Here is a 19,150-nt window from a genome sequence, read left to right as displayed (position 1 = left end):
CGCCCATGTCCGCCCCGCCCATGTCCGCCCTGCCCATGTCCGCCCTGCCCATGCCCGCCCTTGCTCATGTCCGCCCTGCCCATGCCCGCCCTTGCTCATGTCCGCGCCGCCGGTTCCCGTGCCGGTGACGGGGTACCCGGCCGACCGTCGGAGGTGGGCGCGCTCCGCCACGGAGGTGAGGACCATGGGCGGCCAGGAACGGAGCCGGGTCGCCGAGGTCATCGCCCGGGAGATGCGCGGCGCCGGCCCGCGGGAGGTGCCGCAGCGGCTGTGCGACGCGGTGGTGAAGCTGCTGCCGGTGGACGACGTGGGCGTGACCCTGCGCGGAGAGGGGATGTCCGTGCCGCTGGGGGCGAGCGGGCAGCGGGCCGCCGACGTCATGGAGCTGGAGGTCACCCTGGGGGACGGGCCCGGTCTGGAGGCCGCCGCGACGGGTTCGCCGGTCAGCGCCGGCGATCTGTCCTCCCGCCGGGACGCGTGCCGGTGGCCGGTCTTCGCCCAGCAGGCGGCGGCCGCCGGGGTGCGGTCGGTGTACGCGCTGCCGCTGGGCGACCGCACGGTGTGCGTGGGCACGCTCGACCTCTACCGGGCCGTCCCCGGGGAGCTGGCCGCCGACGAGCTGCGCACGGCGCGGGAGGTCGCCGACGTGGTGACGTCGGCGCTGGTGTCGCTGCCCCGGGGCGGGCGGGACGACGCGGGCCGGTGGCTCAGCCCGCTGGCCGCCGACCACGGTGAGGTGTACCAGGCGACCGGCATGGTCATGGTGCAGTTCGGCGTCACGGCGGACGAGGCGCTCGCACTGCTGCGCGGCCACGCCTTCGCCCAGGGCTGCCCGGTCCTCGAAGTGGCCCACGAGGTGATCACCCTCCACACCCGCTTCGACCGGCCCCCGCCCCTGTGAACGTCCGTCCGCCGTCCGTGCGCCGTCCGTCTGTGCCGCGTGGGCCGCGGCTCCGCCGGCCGCCGGGGGGGGGCAGACCTGCCGCCGGGGGTGTTCAGACCTGGACTTTGGGCTGCTTCCTGACGTCCGCCAGTCGGCGTACGCCGAGTTGTACCGCCGCCTGCGTCGCCTCGTTCGGGGCGTCGCCCAGGCCGCCGTCGACGAGGGCGAAGGCGTCCTGGCCGGCCCGCACGGCGGCGACGTCCAGGGTGAGGACGGTCGGGTCGCCGCCGTTCTTCACCTGGACCGTCGCCTTCACGCGCAGACCCTGGCGGACGTCTCCCACCTCCGGCAGGGGCAGCTCCGAGACCTGCACGTCGAGCACCGTCTTGCCGGTCGCCTCGGCCGCGAACCGGGCGCACTTCTGGGGCATCGTCTTCAGCCAGGCCAGCCTGCGGTCGACGTCCGCCGGGCGGTGGCCGGTGAGCTGGTAGCGGAGCTGGGCGCCGGTGTCCGGGTCGTCCAGGGCGGTGACCGCACGGGCGGGGCCGCCGAGCAGCTCGTCGGCGTAGAGGTCGTCGAGGAGCTTCTGGCACTCGGCGGTCGACGTGGTCGCCTTGAGCATCCCGTCCCGCCAGGTGGCCGCGCCGCGGGTCCGGGTCCAGGGCGGGCCGAGGTCGGTCTCGGTGATGAGGGAGGCCCGCGCCTGCGCGTCGGTGAGGGCGGAGGAGGCGGCCGGCGCGGTGGGCCGGGCCGACGTCCGCTCGACCGTGGGCAGGGCCGGAGCGGCCGTCGGCGGGTGCTCCAGGCCGAGGGTGGCGCAGCCGGTGACGGTGGTGAGGGCCAGGACGACGGCGGTGGAGGCCAGGAGGGTGCGACGGGTCATCGGGGGGTGCCTCCAGGAGTGCGCGCGGGCTGCGTCCTCCCACGGCACCATCGGCGCCGTCCGACGACCAGCGCGACGGTCCGTACGGGTTACCGGGGTTGGTGCGGGCGGGTGGGCGGCGCGGGAAAACGGTTGGCGCGGCGCGTGCCGCCGTTGCTACTTTCGCCGGCATGAAGCGCGCCCAGCCGTCCCTCACGACGACGCCGGACACCGTCCCGGCGCGCTGATCCACGACTGGATGACCGAAGCCCCGGGGCGAGCGCCCCGGGGCTTCGCCGTTCCCCGGTCCCTCGCCCCCCTGCGAGCGAGGAGCCCCCCGTGAACGACCACGACCGCGACCGCCACCACGATCACCGCCGCCTGGGCCGCGAGCTCGGCCTCTTCGACACCGACCCGCTGATGGGCGCCGGCCTGCCCTACTGGCTGCCGGACGGCGCGATCGTCCGCCACACCCTGGAGGAGTACGTACGGCAGGCCGAGCGCGCCGCCGGCTACCGGCACGTGTACTCGCCGGTCCTCGGCAAACGCGAGCTCTACGAGCTCTCGGGCCACTGGGACCACTACAGCGAGGACATGTTCCCGCCCATGGAGCTGGGGGCCGAACAGGTCGTGCTGCGGCCCAGCCTCTGCCCCCACCACGCCCTGATCTACCGTTCCCGCTCGCACAGCTACCGCGAGCTGCCGCTGCGCATCGCCGAGCTGGGCGGCATGTACCGCTCGGAGCCGTCCGGCGTGCTCGGCGGTCTGACCCGGGTGCGGGCCATCCAGCTGAACGACGCGCATGTCTTCTGCACCCTGGAGCAGACCGTCGAGGAGGCCCGCGCCGCCCTCGACCTGATCGGCAGCGCCTACGCCGACCTGGGGATCCGTGCCTCCCGGTACCGTCTCTCCCTCCCCGGCGAGGGCGGCAGGTACGTGGCCGGCCCGGGGCTGTGGCGACGGGCGACCGCCCTGCTCAGGGAGGTCCTGGACGGCTCGGGGATCGCGTACGAGGAGGCGGAGGGCGAGGCCGCGTTCTACGGTCCCAAGATCGACGTGCAGATCACCGACCGCGCCGGGCGCGAGGCCACCCTGTCCACCGTGCAGATCGACTTCCACCAGCCCGAGCGCTTCGGCCTGCACTACGTCGGCGCCGACGGGGCGAGACACCGGCCGGTGATGGTGCACCGCAGCGTCATCGGCAGTGTGGAGCGGGCGGTGGCGCATCTCGTCGAGGAGCACGGCGGCGCGTTCCCGGTCTGGCTGGCCCCCGTCCAGTTGGCGGTGCTGCCGGTGTCGGGCGCACAGGAGGAGCCGGCGGCGGAGCTGGTGCGGCGGGCGGTGGCGGCGGGACTGCGGGCGGAGCTCGCGGGCCCGGAGCAGGGCAGCCTGGGGGCCAGGGTCCGGGCCGCGCGTCTAGCGCCGTACCAGGCGGTGATCGGCGAGCGTGAGGCGGCGGACGGGCTGGCGGCCGTCCGGCTGCGCGACGGCCGTCGGCCCGGCGCGCTGCCCGTGGGAGAGCTGGTCCGCCGGATCGGGGAGCGGGCGGCGGCGCGCGGTGTCCGGCTGTGGGAGTCGGACGCGCCCGCATAGGGTCGGGGACGACCGTGGTGCGGAAGGAGTCCTCAGGTGACCGAGCAGCCCATTCCCGTGATCATCGACTGCGACACGGGCGTCGACGACGCCCTGGCCCTGCTGTTCGCCGTGCGCCACCCCGGCCTGGACGTGCGGGCGGTGACCTGTGTGGCGGGCAACACGGACGTGGACGGGGTGGTCCGCAACACGCTGACCGTCCTGGAACAGGCGGGCGCCGGGGACGTCCCGGTCGCGCGCGGCGCCGAGCGTCCGCTGATCGAGCCGCTGCGCGTGGCCCGGCATGTGCACGGCGCCGACGGCATGGGCGACCTGGGCCTGCCGGCTCCGGCCCGCCGTCCGGTCGACGTCGACGCGGTGACCCTGCTGCGCCGCGAGATCCTCGCCTCTCCGCGCCCGGTCACGCTGATCCCCACCGCCCCCCTGACGAACATCGCCCTGCTGCTGCGCACGCATCCGGAGGTGACCGGCAACATCGAGCGGATCGTGTTCATGGGCGGCGCGGTGACGACCGGGAACGCCACACCGGTGGCGGAGTTCAACGTGTGGCACGACCCGGAAGCGGCGGCGGTCCTGCTCACCGCGGGCGTGCCGATCACGATGTACGGGCTGGACGTGTTCAAGCGGGTCCTGGTCCCCGCGGCGGACGTGGCGCGGCTGCGGGCGAGCCCGGAGCCGCGCCTGCGGCTGGCCGGCGAACTGCTGGCCCACCGCGACCCGGCGACCTCGGGCGACCCCACGCCGACCGGCGGTCTCGGCGACGCGGGAGCGGTCTGCGCGGTGGCCGACCCGGCGGGCCTGACGACCGAGCTTCTCCCGGTGGAGGTCAGTCTCGCTCCCGGGCCGGCCCGCGGTCAGACGGTCGTCGACCGCCGCCCGCGCCCCGGCGAGTCCGAGATCCACGAGGGTGCGCGCGAACAGACCCTGGTGGACGTGGCGTTGGACGTGGACGTGGAGCGCTACGTGAAGCTGTGGCTGACGACGGTGGAGGGCGGCTGACGCTCGCCCCCCACCGGCATCGACGTCGCTGACGTCAGGCGCGGGTGCCCTTGCGGCGTCGGGTGGCGACGACGATCGCCGCACCGCCCGCGAGCAGTGCCGCGGCGCCGCCCGCGATCAGGGGCGTCTTGCTGCTGGCGCCCGTCTCCGCGAGGCCGCCGCCGCCCCCGTCGGGGGTGGGGGCGGGGGCGGCGGTCGACTCGGAGGAAGACGGGACCGGGGTCGGGGAGCCGCTGTCGGAGGCGGACGGCGACGGCGTGGCGGTGTCCCTGTCCGACGGGGCCGACGGCGTGCTCGCCGGGGTCGACGGCGTGCCCGAGGGGGTGCCGGACGCGCTGCCCGACGGCGCCGGCGGGGTGGCGGGCGGCGGCTGCTCGGTGACGACGCAGTCCTTGGTGCCGCCGTTCCAGGCCGCGATCAGCTTGTCCTTGATGACGGGACGGTCCGGCCCCTTGGGCAGGTCGCCGTGGACGAAGCCGTCCTTCGCGTCGGTCTTGCCGTCGAACTTGACCGCGCCCCGGTAGAGGTCGATCTGCGCGAAGCAGCCCGCGTCGGGCACCGCGATGTCGAGGGCGTCGGTCTGGCCGGCCTTGACCGTCACGCTGTCGAAGTCGACGAAGACCTGCTCGCCGGAGGTGCGGAAGCTGGACCCGTGGGCGAGGTAGGAGGCGAGGGACGCGGTGCACGCCGAGGCGTCGCCGGCGGCGCGGACCTTGATGTGGACCTTGCCGTCCTCGGTGGGCCGCAGGGTCTGGTCGTCGACCCGGACCGAGGCCTGGAAGTGCGTGCCGTCGAGCGAGAACTCGCAGCGGTCGGTCCCCGTCTCGGTGCCCGCGCCGGTGCCCGGCTGGTACTGGCCGCCGGGCTTCCAGCCGTCGCCGCCGGGCGTCCCGGTGCCGGCGAAGGCGCCCGAGGCGGCGGCCGCGGAGGCGGCGCAGAGGGTGAGGGAAGCGGCGCCCGTCCCCAGCAGTCGGCGTACGGTGACTCGGCTCGCTATGGACATGCGCATCCCATTCTTGGCGAGTGCCAGGGGTGAGACTGATGGGTCAGATCAGTCGAATTCTCAGGAGAGGCACTGGGCCCTTCGGTCCCGGGCGTCACAGTGTGAGGCCATCGTCGTGTGGACGGCCGACCCGTGTCAACCTGCTTCAAACCTCTGGGAGTTCAAGTTTCCGCCACACCTTCGCCACGAGCGGAACGATCAGCTCCGAACGGTTGGACGTTCACTTTCCCGGCAAGCTGGACAGGCTTTCCCTCGTGACCGACTTCTCCTCCCACCGCTCCGACTGGTGGCGCCAGGCCGTCGTCTACCAGGTCTATCCGCGCAGCTTCGCCGACGCCGACGGCGACGGGCTCGGTGACCTGCGCGGCGTCGCCGACCGGCTGCCCCATCTGGCCGCCCTCGGCGTGGACGCCCTCTGGCTCTCCCCCTTCTATCCCTCCGAGCTCGCCGACGGCGGCTACGACGTCGCCGACCACCGGGACGTGGATCCCCGGCTGGGCGACCTGGCGGACTTCGACGCACTGGTCACCGAGGCCCACCGCCTCGGCCTGAAGGTGATCGTCGACGTGGTCCCCAACCACACCTCCCACCGGCACGTCTGGTTCCAGGAGGCGCTGGCCGCCGGCCCCGGCTCCCCGGCCCGGGAGCGCTACGTCTTCCGCGACGGGCGCGGTCCGGCCGGGGCGCTCCCGCCCACGGACTGGCAGTCCGTCTTCGGCGGCAGCGCCTGGCAGCGCGTCCCCGACGGCCAGTGGTACCTCCACCTCTTCGCCCGCGAGCAGCCGGACCTGAACTGGGACCACGCGGAGGTCCGCGAGGACTTCTGCACCACCTTGCGCTTCTGGTCCGACCGGGGCGTCGACGGCTTCCGCGTCGACGTGGCCCACGCCCTCGCCAAGGACCTCGCCGAGCCCCTGCGCGACCTGGGCGCGCCGGAACTGTTCGGCGAGGAGGCCCTCCACCGGCTGCCCCCGGGCGCCCACCCCTTCTACGACCGCGACGAGGTCCACGAGATCTACCGCGACTGGCGCCGCCTGTTCGACTCCTACTCCCCGCCGCGCACGGCCGTGGCCGAGGCCTGGGTGCCCGGTGCGCGACGTGCGCTCTACGCCCGCCCGGACGAACTCGACCAGGCTTTCAACTTCGAGTACCTGCAAGCCGGCTGGGACGCGGAGGAGATCCGCGCGGTCATCACCGACTCGCTGGCCGGGGCCCGGGAGGTCGGCGCCTCGGCCACCTGGGTCCTGTCCAACCACGACGTGGTGCGGCACGCCTCGCGCCTCATGCTCCCGCCGGGCGCGGACGGCGACGCCTGGCTCCTCTCGGGCGGCCGCGCCCCGCGCGTCGACGAGGAGGCCGGTCTGCGACGGGCCCGCGCGGCGACGCTGCTGATGCTGGCGCTGCCGGGATCCTCGTACCTCTACCAGGGTGAGGAGCTTGGCCTGCCGGAGGTGGCCGATCTGCCCGTGGAGGTGCTCCAGGACCCGGTGTGGGAGCACAGCGGCCGCGTCCGCAAGGGCCGCGACGGCTGCCGGGTGCCGTTGCCGTGGACGGCGACGGGCCCGTCGTACGGCTTCGGCGCGGCCGGCGCGTGGCTGCCTCAGCCGCCGGACTTCGCGCGGTACGCCGTGGCGGCACAGGAGGGCGTGGCGGGCTCCACCCTGGAGCTGTACCGCACGGCCCTGCGGCTAAGGCGCAAGCTGCTGGAGGGCGAGGAGCTCACCTGGGCGCCTCGGACCCCGCCGGGCGTGCTGTCCTTCGCCCGCCATGACGGCTGGCGCTGCGTGACCAACCTGTCCGAGGCGTCCGTGCCGTCGCCGCCGGGCGAGGTGCTGCTGAGCAGCGTCCCCCTCGACGACGACGGTGTGCTGCCCCCGGACACGACGGTCTGGCTGGCGTAGCCCCGGCACTGTCGCTGTTCCTGCCCCGCCCCTACTGGGCGCCGTTGCCGCCCACGACCGCGCTGAGGTCCAGGGGGGTGGAGGTGGCGGTCGGCGGCGGGGTGAGGACGATCATGGGCTGGCCGGCGGGCGGAACCGGCGGGGTCAGGTCCGACTTGGGCAGCTTCGGCGGCGTGGTCTGGTTGAACAGCGTGGTGTCGAAGTCGACCAGACCGGTCTTCTCCATCACCGTGATGTGGTCCAGAACGGTGTTGTTGGCCTGGTCGGCCAGCGCGCGGACCAGCGTGTTCTTGGTCGTGGACCGGATCTTGGCGATCGTGTTGAAGATCGAGCCGTGCGTCATGCGCAGGATGTTGGCGAAGTCGGCGTCGAACTGCTTGCCGCTCTCCGCCTTCAGCTGGGTGACGAAGCCCTCCTGCTGGGGGCTGGCGACGTTGGGCAGCGTGATGTTCAGCATCGGCGCGATCTTGCGGCAGCTGGTGTCCAGCGCTCCGTGACCGTCGATCAGGTGGTTGCTGGCGGTGCGAACGGCCGGGGTCTGGCTCTTCTGGAGCCCGAGCTGGCCCAACGGGTACTCCCACAGGCCGGCGGCCCGCACCTTCACCACGAAGTCCCGGTCGCCCTCGGTCAACGGGCCCCACTGGGTGTTGGCGATCACCCGGTCCGTCGAGGTCGACACGGTGTCAAGTCCGAGCATCGATGGGTAGGCGAGCGCGCTGAGCGTCAGGGTCAGCGCACCGCCGACGAACAGGGTTCCCATCATGTTTCGCGAAAGTGGCACCGTGCCTCCTGCCCGGTCGGGGATTCCGCCGCTATGTCGATGTGCCGTGCCCGGTGGGGGCGGACACACAGGAGTACGGCCGGGAACCGGATCCGACTCACCGGTATCCATGAAAAGTTGAGGGAGGGCCAGAGAGCTCCCCGTGCCCCGGAGAGCCGGAAGGCTGGAGGGCGGAGGGCCGGAGGGTGTGCAGGACGGCAGGGGCGGTCGACGGAGACGAGGGGGATCCACGGATGACGGTCGCGAGACTGAGCGGGATCACGTACTACCCGGTGAAGGGATGCGCGGGGACGGAGCTGTCCGGGGCGACGCTGACCCGCGCGGGCCTGCCGCACGACCGCGCGTACGCGATCGCCGACGAGAAGGGCGACCTGCGCTGGCAGGGGGGCGACCCCGCGCTCGCTGTGATCACGCCTGAACTGACCCGGGGCGAACTGACCTTGCGGGCCCCGCACCGGGAGCCGGTACCGGTGGACAGCGCGGACGTGCATGCCTGGCTCACCGACGTCCTGGGCGCCCCGAGCACCCTGGTCCGGTGCCCGGCGGGCAACGGCGGCCGCCTGCACGTCGTCTCCCGGGCCAGCCTGGACGCCCTGAACAGGCGGGTCGCCGCACGCGGAGCCGCGCCCCTGCCGATGAACCGCTTCCGCCCGAACCTCGTGGTGGACGGCTGGGAGGCCCCGCACACCGAGGACGGCGCCGCCCGGCTCGTCGTCGGCGGCGCGGAACTGGCCTTCACCGAGGTCACGATCCGCTGCGCCGTCACCATGGTCGACCAGCGCACCGGCCTGCGCTCCGGCCCGGAACCCCTGCGCACCCTCGCGGACTACCGCCGGGCGGACGGCGGCGGCCTCGCCTTCGGCGCCTACTTCGAGGTGCGGCGGGCGGCCCGGGTGTCGGTGGGCGACGAGGTCACGGCCGAGGCCTAGATGCCCTCGATGCGTTTCACGCCCGCGGTCCGCGTCATCTCCTCGACGGCCTTCGACAGGCGGCGGGCCTTGAGGGCGCGGTTGATGGTGTGCACGCGGACCGCGGTGAACAAGGCGACGGCGGCGCCCAGGGCCACCCCGATCCACTCGTGATCGCGGATGCCCGCATAGAAGAGGAGGCCGCTGAAGGGGACGCCGACGGCGACGAGCAGGGGTTCGCGCACCCAGAACGGGAGAACGCGGATCACGAGACCGATCATCCGGTCACTTCAGCAGCCCCGGACCCCACATGCTGTGATGGAGGCCACAATTCCGGGAGTTCTTGTGTGGACGGCGTGAAGGAGGCGCGTCACGGAGGTGGAGCCGTCAGGCCGCCCCGTCACCGCCGACGACCTCTTCGCCGATCCGTGCGGGCAACACCGGGGCCTGCCCGGTTGGTGAACCGTTGACCGGCCCGGCGAACTGTTGACCAGTTCGCGGAGGAGTGCGGACGAACGGGAGGGCGAGTCGTGGCGGAACCCCCGCCTAGATTCGCCGCATGTCCATGCCACAGCGGCCCCACCAGCCCGTGAGGGCTGCCGCCACGCTCCCGGTCCTGCCCTACCGCAAGCCCACCAAGGGCCGTGACTACTGGGTCCTCGACGACGTCTTCCCCGAGGCGGACGTCACGGCGATCCGGGAACGGTGTCTCGCCAAGGACGACTGGGTCGAGGGCCACCCCTACACCTCGGAGAGCTGGCCGGGACTGCGCACCATGCCCGGGCTGGAGCCCGCCGAACTCGAGCGCGTGGAAGGGCTGGTGAGGAAGGCGACGGGGGCGCGCAGGCTGTGGGTGCAGCAGGCTCCCGGCGGCGGCACCCTCAACCACAACTGCGTCCAGGTCGTGGGCGAGGGGGAGAGTTCGCCGCGTCCCCACTCCGACTCGCGGGCGCTGTGCCGGTACGCGGCCGTGCTGTATCTCAACCCGGCGGTCCCCAAGGACTGCGGGACCAGTTTCTACCGGCAGTCCCTGCCCGGCGGCCGGCTCGGCGGCAACGTCGTCCAGGCGCCGCACAACAACCTCGTCGAGGCCCTCGGCACGCGGTTCGTCGCGCCGGACGCCTTCGAGGAGGACGTGCGGGTGCCGCACAAGCCCAACCGGCTGCTCCTCTACCACGCCAACCTCGTGCACAGCGCCACCGGTTACTGCGGCACGACGCTGGAGGAGAAGCGGATGACGGCCGTCTTCTTCTGGATGGCCTGACCCGCCGTGCGGGCGTACCGGCCCGTCCACTTCGCTCCCGGGGCGGTCCTGGTCAGTAGCGCACCGCGCGGACCGCCTCCGTCCTCACCTCGCCGGACAGCTTTCGGTTGCTGCGGGCGGTGGCCTTTCCGGTCTTGCCCGCCGGGACGTCGGAGACCGTCACGAGGACCGTGTCGAGCCGTTCGCCGCCGGAGTCCTCGAAGTCGACCTGGACGGCGAAGGACTTCGTCGAACCGGTGCTGTTGGCGGCCGTGACCTCGACCGTGCTGCGGTCGCCGTCGGTGCCGGGCGTGCCGAGCTTCACGTCGCCCCTGGCGTCGACCCCGCCCTTGATCTCGTCGAACCGTCGGTTCACCTCCGCCGTCGCCGACGCGTACGCCTCCGACGCCTGCGAGGCGAGTGAGGCGAGCGAGGACGCGGCCGCGGTGGCCTGCGCGCCGACCGACTGCGCGGCGGACGCGGCCTTGCTGGCCACCGACGAGGGGGTCTCGTCGCCGGAGCAGCCGGTGAGCCCGGCGGCCCCGAGGAGCGCCGCCGCGCAGGCCGCCGTCACCAGCACGCCCTTCTGCCGACGGGTGCGGTGAGCTGCCATCTCTCCTCCAGGTCGCTGACCGGATCCGGGTGCGGACCCGGTGTCCAGTGAAGGACGGGACCGCCGCGCCCGCATGCCGGCTCACCCGAACGGCACACCCCCGTGGTGGCGTCCCCCGGCCGGACGGATGGTCGAGCGAGGACGACCGAGGACGACCGAGGACGACGAGGGACGGGGTACGCCATGAGCGACCAGCCGCACGCACAGCCGTCGGGGTCCCCGGTGTGGGACCCCTCGCACCAGGGCACCGGCACGCCGCCCGACCGGCCCCCGGGCGGGCCGGGAGGCGGGGCGGTGGCCGCCGGCGGTGTCGTCTTCGCGGGTGTGATCATGTTCGTGAGCGGTGTCCTCGCCGCATTCCAGGGCATCGCGGCGATCGCCCGGGACGACGTGTACGCGCGGATCGGCAGTTACGTCTACGAGATGAACCTCATCGGCTGGGGCTGGGTCCTGCTGGCCGTGGGCGTCGTGGCCGCGTCGACCGGCTGGGGCCTGCTCACGGGCGCCGTCTGGGCCCGCGTCAGCGGCATCGCGCTGGCCTCCCTGAGCCTGGTCCTGCAGTTCCTTTTCCTGCCGTACGCGCCGTTCTGGGCGGTCATCCAGATCGCGCTCGACGTCTTCGTGATCTGGGCCCTGGCCACCTACGAGCCGGCCGCGTCACCGCCTCGGGGATAGGGCGTGTCTCCGAAGGTCCCGTCTGCCCGACGTCCCCGCGGTCAGGGCGTCACCGGCGTCCCCGGACACCTGTACCTCCTTGCGGCGCAGCCAGGGCAGGGGTGGTACCGCGGAACCGGCGTACGGGGTGATCCGCACCTCGAAGTGCAGGTGGGGGCCGGTGACGTTGCCGGTCGCGCCCGAGAGGCCGATGCGCTGCCCGGCGGTCACGCGCTGCCCCCTGCGCACGTCGATGCGGGACAGATGGGCGTACTGGGTGAAGTAGCCGTCGCCGTGCCGGACCAGGACCTGGTTGCCGAAGCCGTCGCCGCAGGTCGTGATCCGGACGACGCCGGAGCCGACGGCGTACACCGGGGTGCCGGAGTCCACGGCGAAGTCCTGGCCGGTGTGCCGGTGGGCCCAGCGGGAGCCCCGGGCGGCGTACCCGGCGGACAGCCAGTAGCGGCGGGCCGGGGCCGTCCAGGGGCGGGCGCGCAGCTCGGGCGGGCGGCTGCGGTCCCCGAACGGGCAGTGGCCCTGCCGTCCGGACGGATCGACGGCGACCGGGTCGGCGGTCTCCCTCGCCCCGGCCCGCAACCGGTCCCACAGCTCGGAGCGCAGCGCCTGGCGGCGGCGTTCGGCGTCCTCGATCCGGGTGGGCAGGGCGTCGGCCTCGCGGAGCCGGTCGACCCGTTCGCGGGCCTGTTCGTGCGCGCGGACGGCGCGGGCGGCGTCCTTGCGGAACCCGGCGCTCCCGGCGCTCCCCCGCCCTTCGGCGCCGGCGGGCGCGACGGCGAGGGCGAGCAGCAGGAGGGCGAGCAGGGCGGACCCGACCGCGGCGCGAAGGCGCGCCCGCGTCCGCGGATGACGCGCGTGGTGTTCTCGTCCCATCGTGCGATCATCGGACCGGCGCGGCGTGCGGTCCGCGCGCCCTGCCGCACGGCACGACGGGTTCAGCCGGACGGACCAGCGATCAGGGCCCGGTAGACGGCCGAGGACCGCGGATTGCCGGCACAGCGCCACACGCCGTGCGGACAGTAGTCGCTGATGGTCTGGTACAGCGGCCGGTGTTCGGCGAACCAGTCCAGCATCCCGCGCACGTAGTCGGGGTCGTCGCCGTTGCGGTACAGACCCCACTCCGGAAAGGCCACCGGCTTGCCGTGGGCCCGCGCGAACCGCACGTGCGCGGCGAGCCCGTACGGCTCGGCGACCTGCTCCTCGAAGGACATGCCGTGGGGCTGGTCGTAGGCGTCCATGCCGACGACGTCGACGTGCCGGTCGCCGGGATAGCACGCGGTCCACGGGACGGCGTCCCGACCGCGGCTGGGCGTGAACTCGAACCGGAACGCCGCCGGACCGGCCACGGAACGCATGGCGTCGACGATCCGGACCCAGTACCGCTGCCAGGCCCGCGGATCGGGCCCGCAGCGATGGGTGTAGGTGTCCCCGTTCATCTCCCACCCCACCACCAGCACGGCGTCCGGCAACCCCAGTCCGACGAGCCGCCGGGCCAGCGCCCGGAAGTGCCCGTCGTAGTCGCCCCGCGCGCCCCTGCGCAGCTCCTCGCGCACGACGGCGTCCGGCACGTGCTCCTCGGTCCGCTCCAGCATCGGCACGTTCAGGACGAACATCCGGTCGGCGCGCTCGTGCCGCCACCGTGCCCAGTGCTCCAGATAGCCGGGCGCCCCCTCGATGTTGCTCCATCGGTCCCCCGGCAGATAGGCGTGGCCCACCCGGGGCGTGGCCGGTCCCAGCCACGCGTCGAGCCCGGCGATCCGCCGTACCCCGGCGTCGTCGTACCCGACGTACGCCCCGAACGCTCCCGGCGGCGCCCCGGAGCCCCGCCCGAGCGGAACGCAGGCGGGTCCGGCGAGCAGCGCCAGAGCGGCGAACAGCGCGGTCAGCGGGGCCCGTCGGGCGCGAAGGAAGCGGAGCACCGGCTCATGATGTGGCCGTCGCTCCCTCTCCCGTCCCGAAACCGGCGCCGAACCACCCGGACCGGGTACGGGCACCGGCATCGGCAGCGGCGCGGCGGTCACGGGGCTCGCGGACCAGGAAGACGTCCACGGCGTCCTCGTGATCGAGCGTGAAGTCGTGCCGTTCGTACAGCCGGCGGGCCGCGCTGCCGCGCAGGACGTCGAGACGCAGACGCCGACCCGCGCGGTCGGCGCTCTCCACCACCTCCCGCAGCACGGCGGTGCCGATGCCGCGCCCCTGGGCACGCGGGGCCAGATAAAAGTGCTCCAGCCAGTGCGCGTCGTCTTCCGGACGCAGGGCCACACACCCGGCGAGGACGCCGTCGAGCTCGACGATCCAGGTGTGCGCGGGCACGAACGCGTCACGCAGCCGCTGCCGCACACGGTGCTCGTCGTAGCGCCCGAGCCGCTCCAGATCGGCCCGCATCGCCACCGCCCGCACCTCCGCAACGGGCTCGACGTCGTCCGCCGTGGCCGCTCGGATCTCCCAGTCCGCCATGGCGCAGATGCTACGGCGGTGGACGGCGGCGCTCGTCGGGGCCGGCGGCGACCGCGTCCGGTCCCGCTGCCCCCGGCGCGGGGATTTGGCTTCTTGTCCTGTCAACAGGCAACCCCGCAAGGCCATTTGGGCCTCTCACAGGGTGCTCACAGGTCCGGCTCGGCGCGTGGGGGTGCGTCTGCAAGGCGGCCGGGGTGTGGGCTGTCCAGTCCGATGCCACCGACCATGGCACTCGCAGACGAGGAACCGATGACCAGACAGCACCATCGCAAGGGCCTTACGCGTGCGGCGTTCGCCGCGGGGGCCGCGCTCACCGTCGTCACCGTCGCCGGGGCAGCTCCCGGCGCCGACGCGGCGGTCGCGAGCACGCCGGGCAAGCCGCAGCTCAAACTGATCGCCGCGTCGAAGTCCGTGATCCTCGACCGGTACGAGGGGAACTCCGGCGTCTACCTCGACCTCGGCACGTACGTCACCGTCGACAACGCTCCGCTGGAGCTCAAGGTGACCCGCAAGTCGTACAAGGACCCCGTCGTCGCCACGCAGATCCTGCGCAACGGGACGAAGACGACGACGAGGACGCTGCCGGCGGGCACCGTCAAGGACTTCAGCGGGCTGACCGGCTTCCTGGAGGTGTCCATCAAGAACGCGGCCGGGGTGGAGGTGCGCAAGACGCAGGGCGCCTTCTGTCCCAACAACGCCTCGGGGCGACTGCGTCCGGACGCCCCGGCCACGTCGCACTATCCGGAGAGCTGCTCCACGAACCCCTTCACGCTCGGCTCCGTCTGGGGCGTCGAGAAGGGCTGGGCGTCCAACTCCAGCACCGTCGACTACGACGCCCCGGTGGACCTCGCCCCGGGCGAGTACACGGCCAAGGTGTCGGTCGCCAAGAAGTACCGCGACCTCTTCGGCATCCCGAACGACCAGCCGACCATCAAGGTGACGGTGCGACAGGTGACCGGCGGCGAGGGCGGGGGCGTCGGCCTGCGTTCCTCGACGCCGTCCGGCGACCACACCGCCCACGGCGGCGGCCACGACATGGCCGGGATGGAGGGCATGGAGGGCATGACGGGCATGGCCGCCGGTCACCACCACGGCCCCCGTGGCGCCGACGCCCCCACCCCGTCCGCGCTCTCCCACGCCCTGGAGTCCCGAGGTCTCGCCCACCTGGGCGACGGCGCCGGTCACACCGACGGCTCCCGGATCGCGCCGGCGCTGAAGGCCGCCGCCGCGCGGCCCACCGGACGGGCGGGCGCTCCCGCCAACGTGCCCAAGCCCGACCTGCGTTCGCTGCCGGCCTGGGACATCGCCGTCACCGACGGCGAGGACGGCGATGCACCCGGCAAGGACTACCTCGCCTTCAGCGCCAACGTCTGGAACGCCGGCCCGGCCCCCCTCGTCGTGGACGGATTCCGCAAGCCGGGCGCCGAACTCATGGACTCCTACCAGTACTTCTACGACGCCAAGGGCAAGCAGGTCGGCTACGCGCCCGCCGGCACCATGGAGTGGGACCCGCGCACCGGCCACGAGCACTGGCACTTCACGGACTTCGCCAGCTACCGGCTGCTCGCCGCCGACCAGCACGAGATCGTCAAGAGCGGCAAGGAGGCGTTCTGTCTCGCCAACACGGACGCGATCGACTACACGGTGAAGAACGCCAACTGGCACCCGAACAACACCGATCTGTCGACCGCCTGCGGCGAGCAGAACTCCATCTCCGTGCGCGAGGTCCTCGACGTCGGTTCCGGTGACACGTACACCCAGTACCGTCCCGGGCAGTCCTTCGACATCACCGGCCTCCCCAACGGCACCTACTACATCCAGGTCATCGCCAACCCGGCGAACCGTTTGCAGGAGACCGACACCAAGAACAACGTCTCCCTGCGCAAGGTCGTCCTGGGCGGCACCCAGGGCGCCCGCACGGTGAAGGTCCCGCCGGTCGACCTGGTCGACGCGCCGTAACCGGCCCGCCCCGCCGGACCCTCCCGGTCCGGCCCGGCGATGTGACAGGACGTCTGTCACATCGCCGGGCGCGGGGCAACCAACCCGAGCTTCCGGTGGTCTTGTGAGTCGCCAGTGCTTCTCGGACGTATTCCTAGGCAGCTGTAGGGTTCCGACGTTCGGGGACGACCGACGCCGACGACCGAGCACGGTGTACGGGGTGAAACGGCCGAAGCGGAGGGGGCGAGCGCCGGTGGGCGGATCGAGAAGGCGTGGACGTACTCCGGCGGGGGCTGCCGGCGGATGGGGGAGCGGCGGCACGGCGGCCGGCTCCAGGCCCGGCGGGACGCGGCTCACCCGGCGCGGACGGGTCGTCGCGTGGAGCGCGGGCGTGACGTGCCTCGTCCTCGTGGGAGCCGGCGGGGCCGGTGCGTGGATCTACTACGACCTCAACAACAACATCAAGTCCGCCGACGTGGACGACAAGCTGGGCGCCGACCGGCCGGTGAACCTCAGCCCCGGCTCGAAGAACATCATGATCGTCGGTTCCGACACCCGTGAGGGCGCGAACGCCAAGTACGGCAAGGACCTGACCACCATGCAGTCGGACACGCTGATGGTGCTGCACATTCCGGCCGACCGTAAGTGGGCCTCGGTGGTGTCCTTCCCGCGGGACTCCTGGGTGGAGATACCCGGCTGCGAGAAGGGTGACGGCAGTTCGTCCTCGCCGCACCACTTCAAGATCAACGAGGCGTTCGCGATCGGCGGCAGCAACGGGAAGGTCGCCGAGGCGGCCGCCTGCACCATCAAGACCGTCGAGTCCAACACCGGCCTGCGCATCGACCACTTCATGACGGTCGACTTCTCCGGGTTCAAGGGCATGGTGGACGCGCTGGAGGGCATAGAGGTCTGCCCGAAGGAGGCCATCCACGACAAGAAGGCCCACCTGGACCTGGAGGCGGGCTGCCAGACGGTCAAGGGCGAGAAGGCGCTCGGATACGTCCGCACCCGCTACAGCGTGGGCGACGGCTCCGACATCGGCCGCATCGGCCGCCAGCAGGAGTTCATGGACGCCCTGGCCAAGAAGGCCAAGTCCAAGCTCGGCAGCCCGGACGCGATGTACGGCTTCCTGCAGTCGATCACCAAGTCCCTGACGACCGACCCCGACATGGCGGGCATCCAGCCGCTGTACGGGCTGGCCGACGAACTCAAGGGGATACCGAGCGACCGTCTCGGCTTCCTCACCGTCCCCAACTACGGGCGGGTGGCGGACCAGCCCACCGACAAGGCCAACGTCGTCTGGCAGTACCCGCAGGCGGCCGACCTGTTCACCGCGCTGGCCAAGGACAAGGAGATCACCAAGGCGCAGTTGGAGGCGTCGAAGAAGAACGTGGTGTACGCCTCGTCCGTGAAGATCCGGGTCCTCAACGGCACCGGCGTCTCCGGACGCGCCGCGTCCGTCGCCGAGAAGCTGAGGAGCGCGGGCTACACCGTCGTCGGCACGGGCAACGCGCCCGGCGGCACGGCCGCCAGGACGACGGTGACCTATCCCGCGGGCCTCGAGAGCCAGGCCGCCGTTCTCGCCTCCCGGCTGCCCGGTCTGCGGGCCACGGCGGACGGTTCGGCCGCCGCGGGGGCGGTCACCCTGGTCGTCGGACCGGAGCTGAAGGTCGAGGACGTCGCCTGATCATCGAGCGGTCGTTCCTGGTCAACAAGGCCCCGGAAATGGGGTAAGCTTGATCTTGAGCCGGTCACCGGAACGAAAAACGGTGAACGACCTCTGCGTTGGTGGTCCAAGGAAAGACGCCCCGCTTCCTGCGGGGAGATGCAGGTGCAAGGCCTGCCCGGCGCTCCGCGAAGAAAGAGTCCCATCCCGTACACGGGGTGGGACTCTTTCGTGCTGTCCGCTCACCGGGGCGGACAGCACGACGGGAACAGGGCCGTGTACGGCGGGAGGGGAAGCGTCCACTCCCGCCGTACACGCGTCAGGACGAGCCCGCGCTGGAGCGTCCGAAGAACTCGATCTCGGCTATGGACACCTGCTTGCTCCCGGAGACCGAGTACGAGGACTCGATCGTGAAGCGGACCTTCGTCACCTCACCGACGCGGAAGGCGCGCCGCTGGCCGCCCGCGCTCTGATCGAGGGTGAGTTCGCGGGTCGTCTTCGTGCCGTCCTTCAGGGTGATCGTCGCCTTGATGCGGTGCGGGAGCGCGGACTCGCTGAGCTGGTCGGGGCGGGTGGAGGTGCCGGAGGTGATGATCACGTCCAGCAGGCGGGTGGGCTCGGCGAAACGGGCCTCGATCCACTCGCCCTCGCCCGACTGCGAGACGCCCGGACCCCACCAGGTGTTGTTGATCTTGTCGAAGGCCAGCTCCGGCTTGTGCCCGGGGTAGGACCGCGACGCGGCGACCGAGTCCGGGGGAACCGGGGCGCGCTTGGAGAAGTGGTCGCGGGTGGCCTGGACCGCCGCGGGCGTGTTCACCCCGGCGACGATCAACAGGGTGAGGACGACGGCCGCCAGGACCCAGGTCATGACGCGGTCGAACGTACGGCGCAGGCGCGGGCGGTCGCCGGCCCAGGGGGTCTCGCCGTTGCGGTTGAACAGGCGGCGCCACCAGGGGAGGCGGACGGAGGAGCGGTCCTCCAGGGTCATCGGCATCGCGCAGCGCACGCAGAAGTGCCGGTCGGGGTTGTTGGGGGTGGCGCACCACGGGCAGGCGACGCCGTGCTGCTCGCCCTGGACCGGACCGGGGGCGCGGACCTGCGGCCGGTCCGCGACGGGCCTGCCCGGCAGGACCGGGGCGACGGACGGGGGCGCGGCGGGGCGCGGTTCGGCGTCCGCGACGGGGACGAGCAGGGAGCGGGCGCGCGCCGCCATCGTGTCGCCCAGGTCGGGTGCGGGTGCGGGTGTGGGGTCGGGGTGGGCGGGCCCGGCGGGTGTCGCCGCCGGGACGGGCACGGTGGGCGCGGTCGCGTCGGGCGCGGGGGCGGACGCTCCCGACGGGGCCGACGGGGTGGGGGAGGCGGGGGGCGTGGCAGCGGGGCCGGGGAGCGGGGCGCCGTCCGCCGCGGTCGTCGTGCCGTCCTCCGGCGGGACGGGCGGGAGAGGGTTCTCCGCGGTGTCCTCGTCGTCGTTGGCATCGGTGGCGCCGGTGGCGCCGGTGGAATCGGCGGTGGGACGGTCGCCGCGGGTGTGGCCGGCGTCCGTCGTGGGAGCGTCCGTCGCGGCCCGGGACGGGGACGGCTCGTGCGCTGCTTCCCCGGACCGGCGCCCGGCTCCGGCGCCGGGCGTCGTG

18 protein-coding genes are annotated in these 19,150 nt (G+C 73.0%); 9 read left to right on the top strand and 9 right to left on the bottom strand.

The genetic code is table 11. The features are described from left to right. Positions 1–184 precede the first annotated feature (184 nt). Positions 185–901, top strand: coding sequence for a GAF and ANTAR domain-containing protein (locus tag BG482_RS25695; protein ID WP_069771504.1), 717 nt, complete (start codon positions 185–187; stop codon positions 899–901). Between the two features lie 94 nt (positions 902–995). Here the strand turns inward: BG482_RS25695 and BG482_RS25690 are convergent, their stop codons facing one another. After that, on the bottom strand, positions 996–1,766 hold the full coding sequence (locus tag BG482_RS25690) for a hypothetical protein (RefSeq protein ID WP_069771503.1): 771 nt from the start codon (positions 1,764–1,766) through the stop codon (positions 996–998). A gap of 318 nt (positions 1,767–2,084) precedes the next feature. Here BG482_RS25690 and thrS point away from each other — a divergent pair, with 318 nt between their 5' ends. Together thrS and BG482_RS25680 are read left to right on the top strand one after the other, a co-directional pair. Beyond that, positions 2,085–3,338, top strand: coding sequence for a threonine--tRNA ligase (gene thrS, locus BG482_RS25685; RefSeq protein WP_079142148.1), 1,254 nt, complete (start codon positions 2,085–2,087; stop codon positions 3,336–3,338). A gap of 36 nt (positions 3,339–3,374) precedes the next feature. Next, positions 3,375–4,337 carry a nucleoside hydrolase gene (locus BG482_RS25680; RefSeq protein WP_069771502.1) on the top strand — a complete coding sequence of 321 codons (963 nt, stop codon included), beginning with the start codon at positions 3,375–3,377 and terminating at the stop codon, positions 4,335–4,337. Positions 4,338–4,371: 34 nt separating this feature from the next. On the opposite strand, the gene BG482_RS25675 is transcribed toward BG482_RS25680, so the two are convergent. Then, a complete protein-coding gene (locus BG482_RS25675; protein ID WP_069771501.1) occupies positions 4,372–5,340 on the bottom strand; it encodes an LAETG motif-containing sortase-dependent surface protein in 969 nt (322 codons plus the stop codon). A 254-nt stretch (positions 5,341–5,594) separates the two neighbouring features. Here BG482_RS25675 and BG482_RS25670 point away from each other — a divergent pair, with 254 nt between their 5' ends. Further along, the gene (locus BG482_RS25670) at positions 5,595–7,241 is read left to right on the top strand and encodes a glycoside hydrolase family 13 protein (protein WP_079142162.1); all 1,647 of its coding nucleotides are present in this window, start codon (positions 5,595–5,597) and stop codon (positions 7,239–7,241) included. 31 nt (positions 7,242–7,272) lie between these two features. Here the strand turns inward: BG482_RS25670 and BG482_RS25665 are convergent, their stop codons facing one another. Next, a complete protein-coding gene (locus tag BG482_RS25665; RefSeq protein WP_069771556.1) occupies positions 7,273–8,001 on the bottom strand; it encodes a DUF4142 domain-containing protein in 729 nt (242 codons plus the stop codon). A gap of 254 nt (positions 8,002–8,255) precedes the next feature. Between BG482_RS25665 and BG482_RS25660 the strand changes: the two genes are divergently transcribed. Further along, positions 8,256–8,951 carry an MOSC domain-containing protein gene (locus BG482_RS25660; protein WP_069771500.1) on the top strand — a complete coding sequence of 232 codons (696 nt, stop codon included), beginning with the start codon at positions 8,256–8,258 and terminating at the stop codon, positions 8,949–8,951. Here BG482_RS25660 and BG482_RS25655 read toward each other — a convergent pair. Further along, positions 8,948–9,199: a hypothetical protein gene (locus tag BG482_RS25655; protein ID WP_141746661.1), complete on the bottom strand. Its 252-nt coding sequence runs from the start codon at positions 9,197–9,199 to the stop codon at positions 8,948–8,950. The genes BG482_RS25660 and BG482_RS25655 overlap by 4 nt on opposite strands. A gap of 290 nt (positions 9,200–9,489) precedes the next feature. Between BG482_RS25655 and BG482_RS25650 the strand changes: the two genes are divergently transcribed. After that, positions 9,490–10,194, top strand: a complete 705-nt coding sequence (locus tag BG482_RS25650; protein ID WP_176741462.1) for a DUF6445 family protein — start codon at positions 9,490–9,492, stop codon at positions 10,192–10,194. A gap of 52 nt (positions 10,195–10,246) precedes the next feature. Here the strand turns inward: BG482_RS25650 and BG482_RS25645 are convergent, their stop codons facing one another. Beyond that, positions 10,247–10,786, bottom strand: coding sequence for a hypothetical protein (locus tag BG482_RS25645; RefSeq protein ID WP_069771498.1), 540 nt, complete (start codon positions 10,784–10,786; stop codon positions 10,247–10,249). A 183-nt stretch (positions 10,787–10,969) separates the two neighbouring features. Between BG482_RS25645 and BG482_RS25640 the strand changes: the two genes are divergently transcribed. Then, positions 10,970–11,461 (top strand): hypothetical protein, encoded by a 492-nt coding sequence (locus BG482_RS25640; RefSeq protein WP_069771497.1) that lies wholly within the window; start codon positions 10,970–10,972, stop codon positions 11,459–11,461. Here BG482_RS25640 and BG482_RS25635 read toward each other — a convergent pair. The 3 genes from BG482_RS25635 to BG482_RS25625 form a co-directional block, all read right to left on the bottom strand. Then, positions 11,444–12,331 carry a M23 family metallopeptidase gene (locus BG482_RS25635; protein WP_079142146.1) on the bottom strand — a complete coding sequence of 296 codons (888 nt, stop codon included), beginning with the start codon at positions 12,329–12,331 and terminating at the stop codon, positions 11,444–11,446. The two genes, BG482_RS25640 and BG482_RS25635, sit on opposite strands and share 18 nt — an antisense overlap. Before the next feature lie 62 nt (positions 12,332–12,393). After that, positions 12,394–13,377 (bottom strand): glycoside hydrolase family 26 protein, encoded by a 984-nt coding sequence (locus BG482_RS25630; protein WP_069771496.1) that lies wholly within the window; start codon positions 13,375–13,377, stop codon positions 12,394–12,396. Between the two features lie 4 nt (positions 13,378–13,381). Next, the gene (locus BG482_RS25625) at positions 13,382–13,915 is read right to left on the bottom strand and encodes a GNAT family N-acetyltransferase (protein ID WP_079142144.1); all 534 of its coding nucleotides are present in this window, start codon (positions 13,913–13,915) and stop codon (positions 13,382–13,384) included. Positions 13,916–14,164: 249 nt separating this feature from the next. Here BG482_RS25625 and BG482_RS25620 point away from each other — a divergent pair, with 249 nt between their 5' ends. Further along, positions 14,165–15,874: a lysyl oxidase family protein gene (locus tag BG482_RS25620; protein ID WP_069771495.1), complete on the top strand. Its 1,710-nt coding sequence runs from the start codon at positions 14,165–14,167 to the stop codon at positions 15,872–15,874. A 370-nt stretch (positions 15,875–16,244) separates the two neighbouring features. Further along, complete coding sequence (locus BG482_RS25615; RefSeq protein ID WP_069771494.1) at positions 16,245–17,540, top strand: LCP family protein; 1,296 nt, start codon at positions 16,245–16,247, stop codon at positions 17,538–17,540. Between the two features lie 298 nt (positions 17,541–17,838). On the opposite strand, the gene BG482_RS25610 is transcribed toward BG482_RS25615, so the two are convergent. Then, positions 17,839–19,150 (bottom strand): zinc ribbon domain-containing protein (locus BG482_RS25610; protein WP_176741460.1); only part of this gene is annotated, 1,312 nt, incomplete at its 5' end.

Origin of the sequence: Streptomyces sp. LUP30 (assembly GCF_001746365.1) — a bacterium.
Taxonomy (GTDB): Bacteria; Actinomycetota; Actinomycetes; order Streptomycetales; family Streptomycetaceae; genus Streptomyces.
This window is presented reverse-complemented; position numbering and strand designations above follow the sequence as displayed.

Coding starts and splice junctions, on each gene's coding strand:
- BG482_RS25695 (WP_069771504.1), top strand. CDS start 185: ATGGGCGGCCAGGAACGGAGCCGGGTCGCCGAGGTCATCGCCCGGGAG.
- BG482_RS25690 (WP_069771503.1), bottom strand. CDS start 1,766: ATGACCCGTCGCACCCTCCTGGCCTCCACCGCCGTCGTCCTGGCCCTC.
- BG482_RS25675 (WP_069771501.1), bottom strand. CDS start 5,340: ATGTCCATAGCGAGCCGAGTCACCGTACGCCGACTGCTGGGGACGGGC.
- BG482_RS25665 (WP_069771556.1), bottom strand. CDS start 8,001: ATGGGAACCCTGTTCGTCGGCGGTGCGCTGACCCTGACGCTCAGCGCG.
- BG482_RS25660 (WP_069771500.1), top strand. CDS start 8,256: ATGACGGTCGCGAGACTGAGCGGGATCACGTACTACCCGGTGAAGGGA.
- BG482_RS25650 (WP_176741462.1), top strand. CDS start 9,490: ATGTCCATGCCACAGCGGCCCCACCAGCCCGTGAGGGCTGCCGCCACG.
- BG482_RS25645 (WP_069771498.1), bottom strand. CDS start 10,786: ATGGCAGCTCACCGCACCCGTCGGCAGAAGGGCGTGCTGGTGACGGCG.
- BG482_RS25640 (WP_069771497.1), top strand. CDS start 10,970: ATGAGCGACCAGCCGCACGCACAGCCGTCGGGGTCCCCGGTGTGGGAC.
- BG482_RS25635 (WP_079142146.1), bottom strand. CDS start 12,331: ATGGGACGAGAACACCACGCGCGTCATCCGCGGACGCGGGCGCGCCTT.
- BG482_RS25625 (WP_079142144.1), bottom strand. CDS start 13,915: ATGGCGGACTGGGAGATCCGAGCGGCCACGGCGGACGACGTCGAGCCC.
- BG482_RS25620 (WP_069771495.1), top strand. CDS start 14,165: ATGACCAGACAGCACCATCGCAAGGGCCTTACGCGTGCGGCGTTCGCC.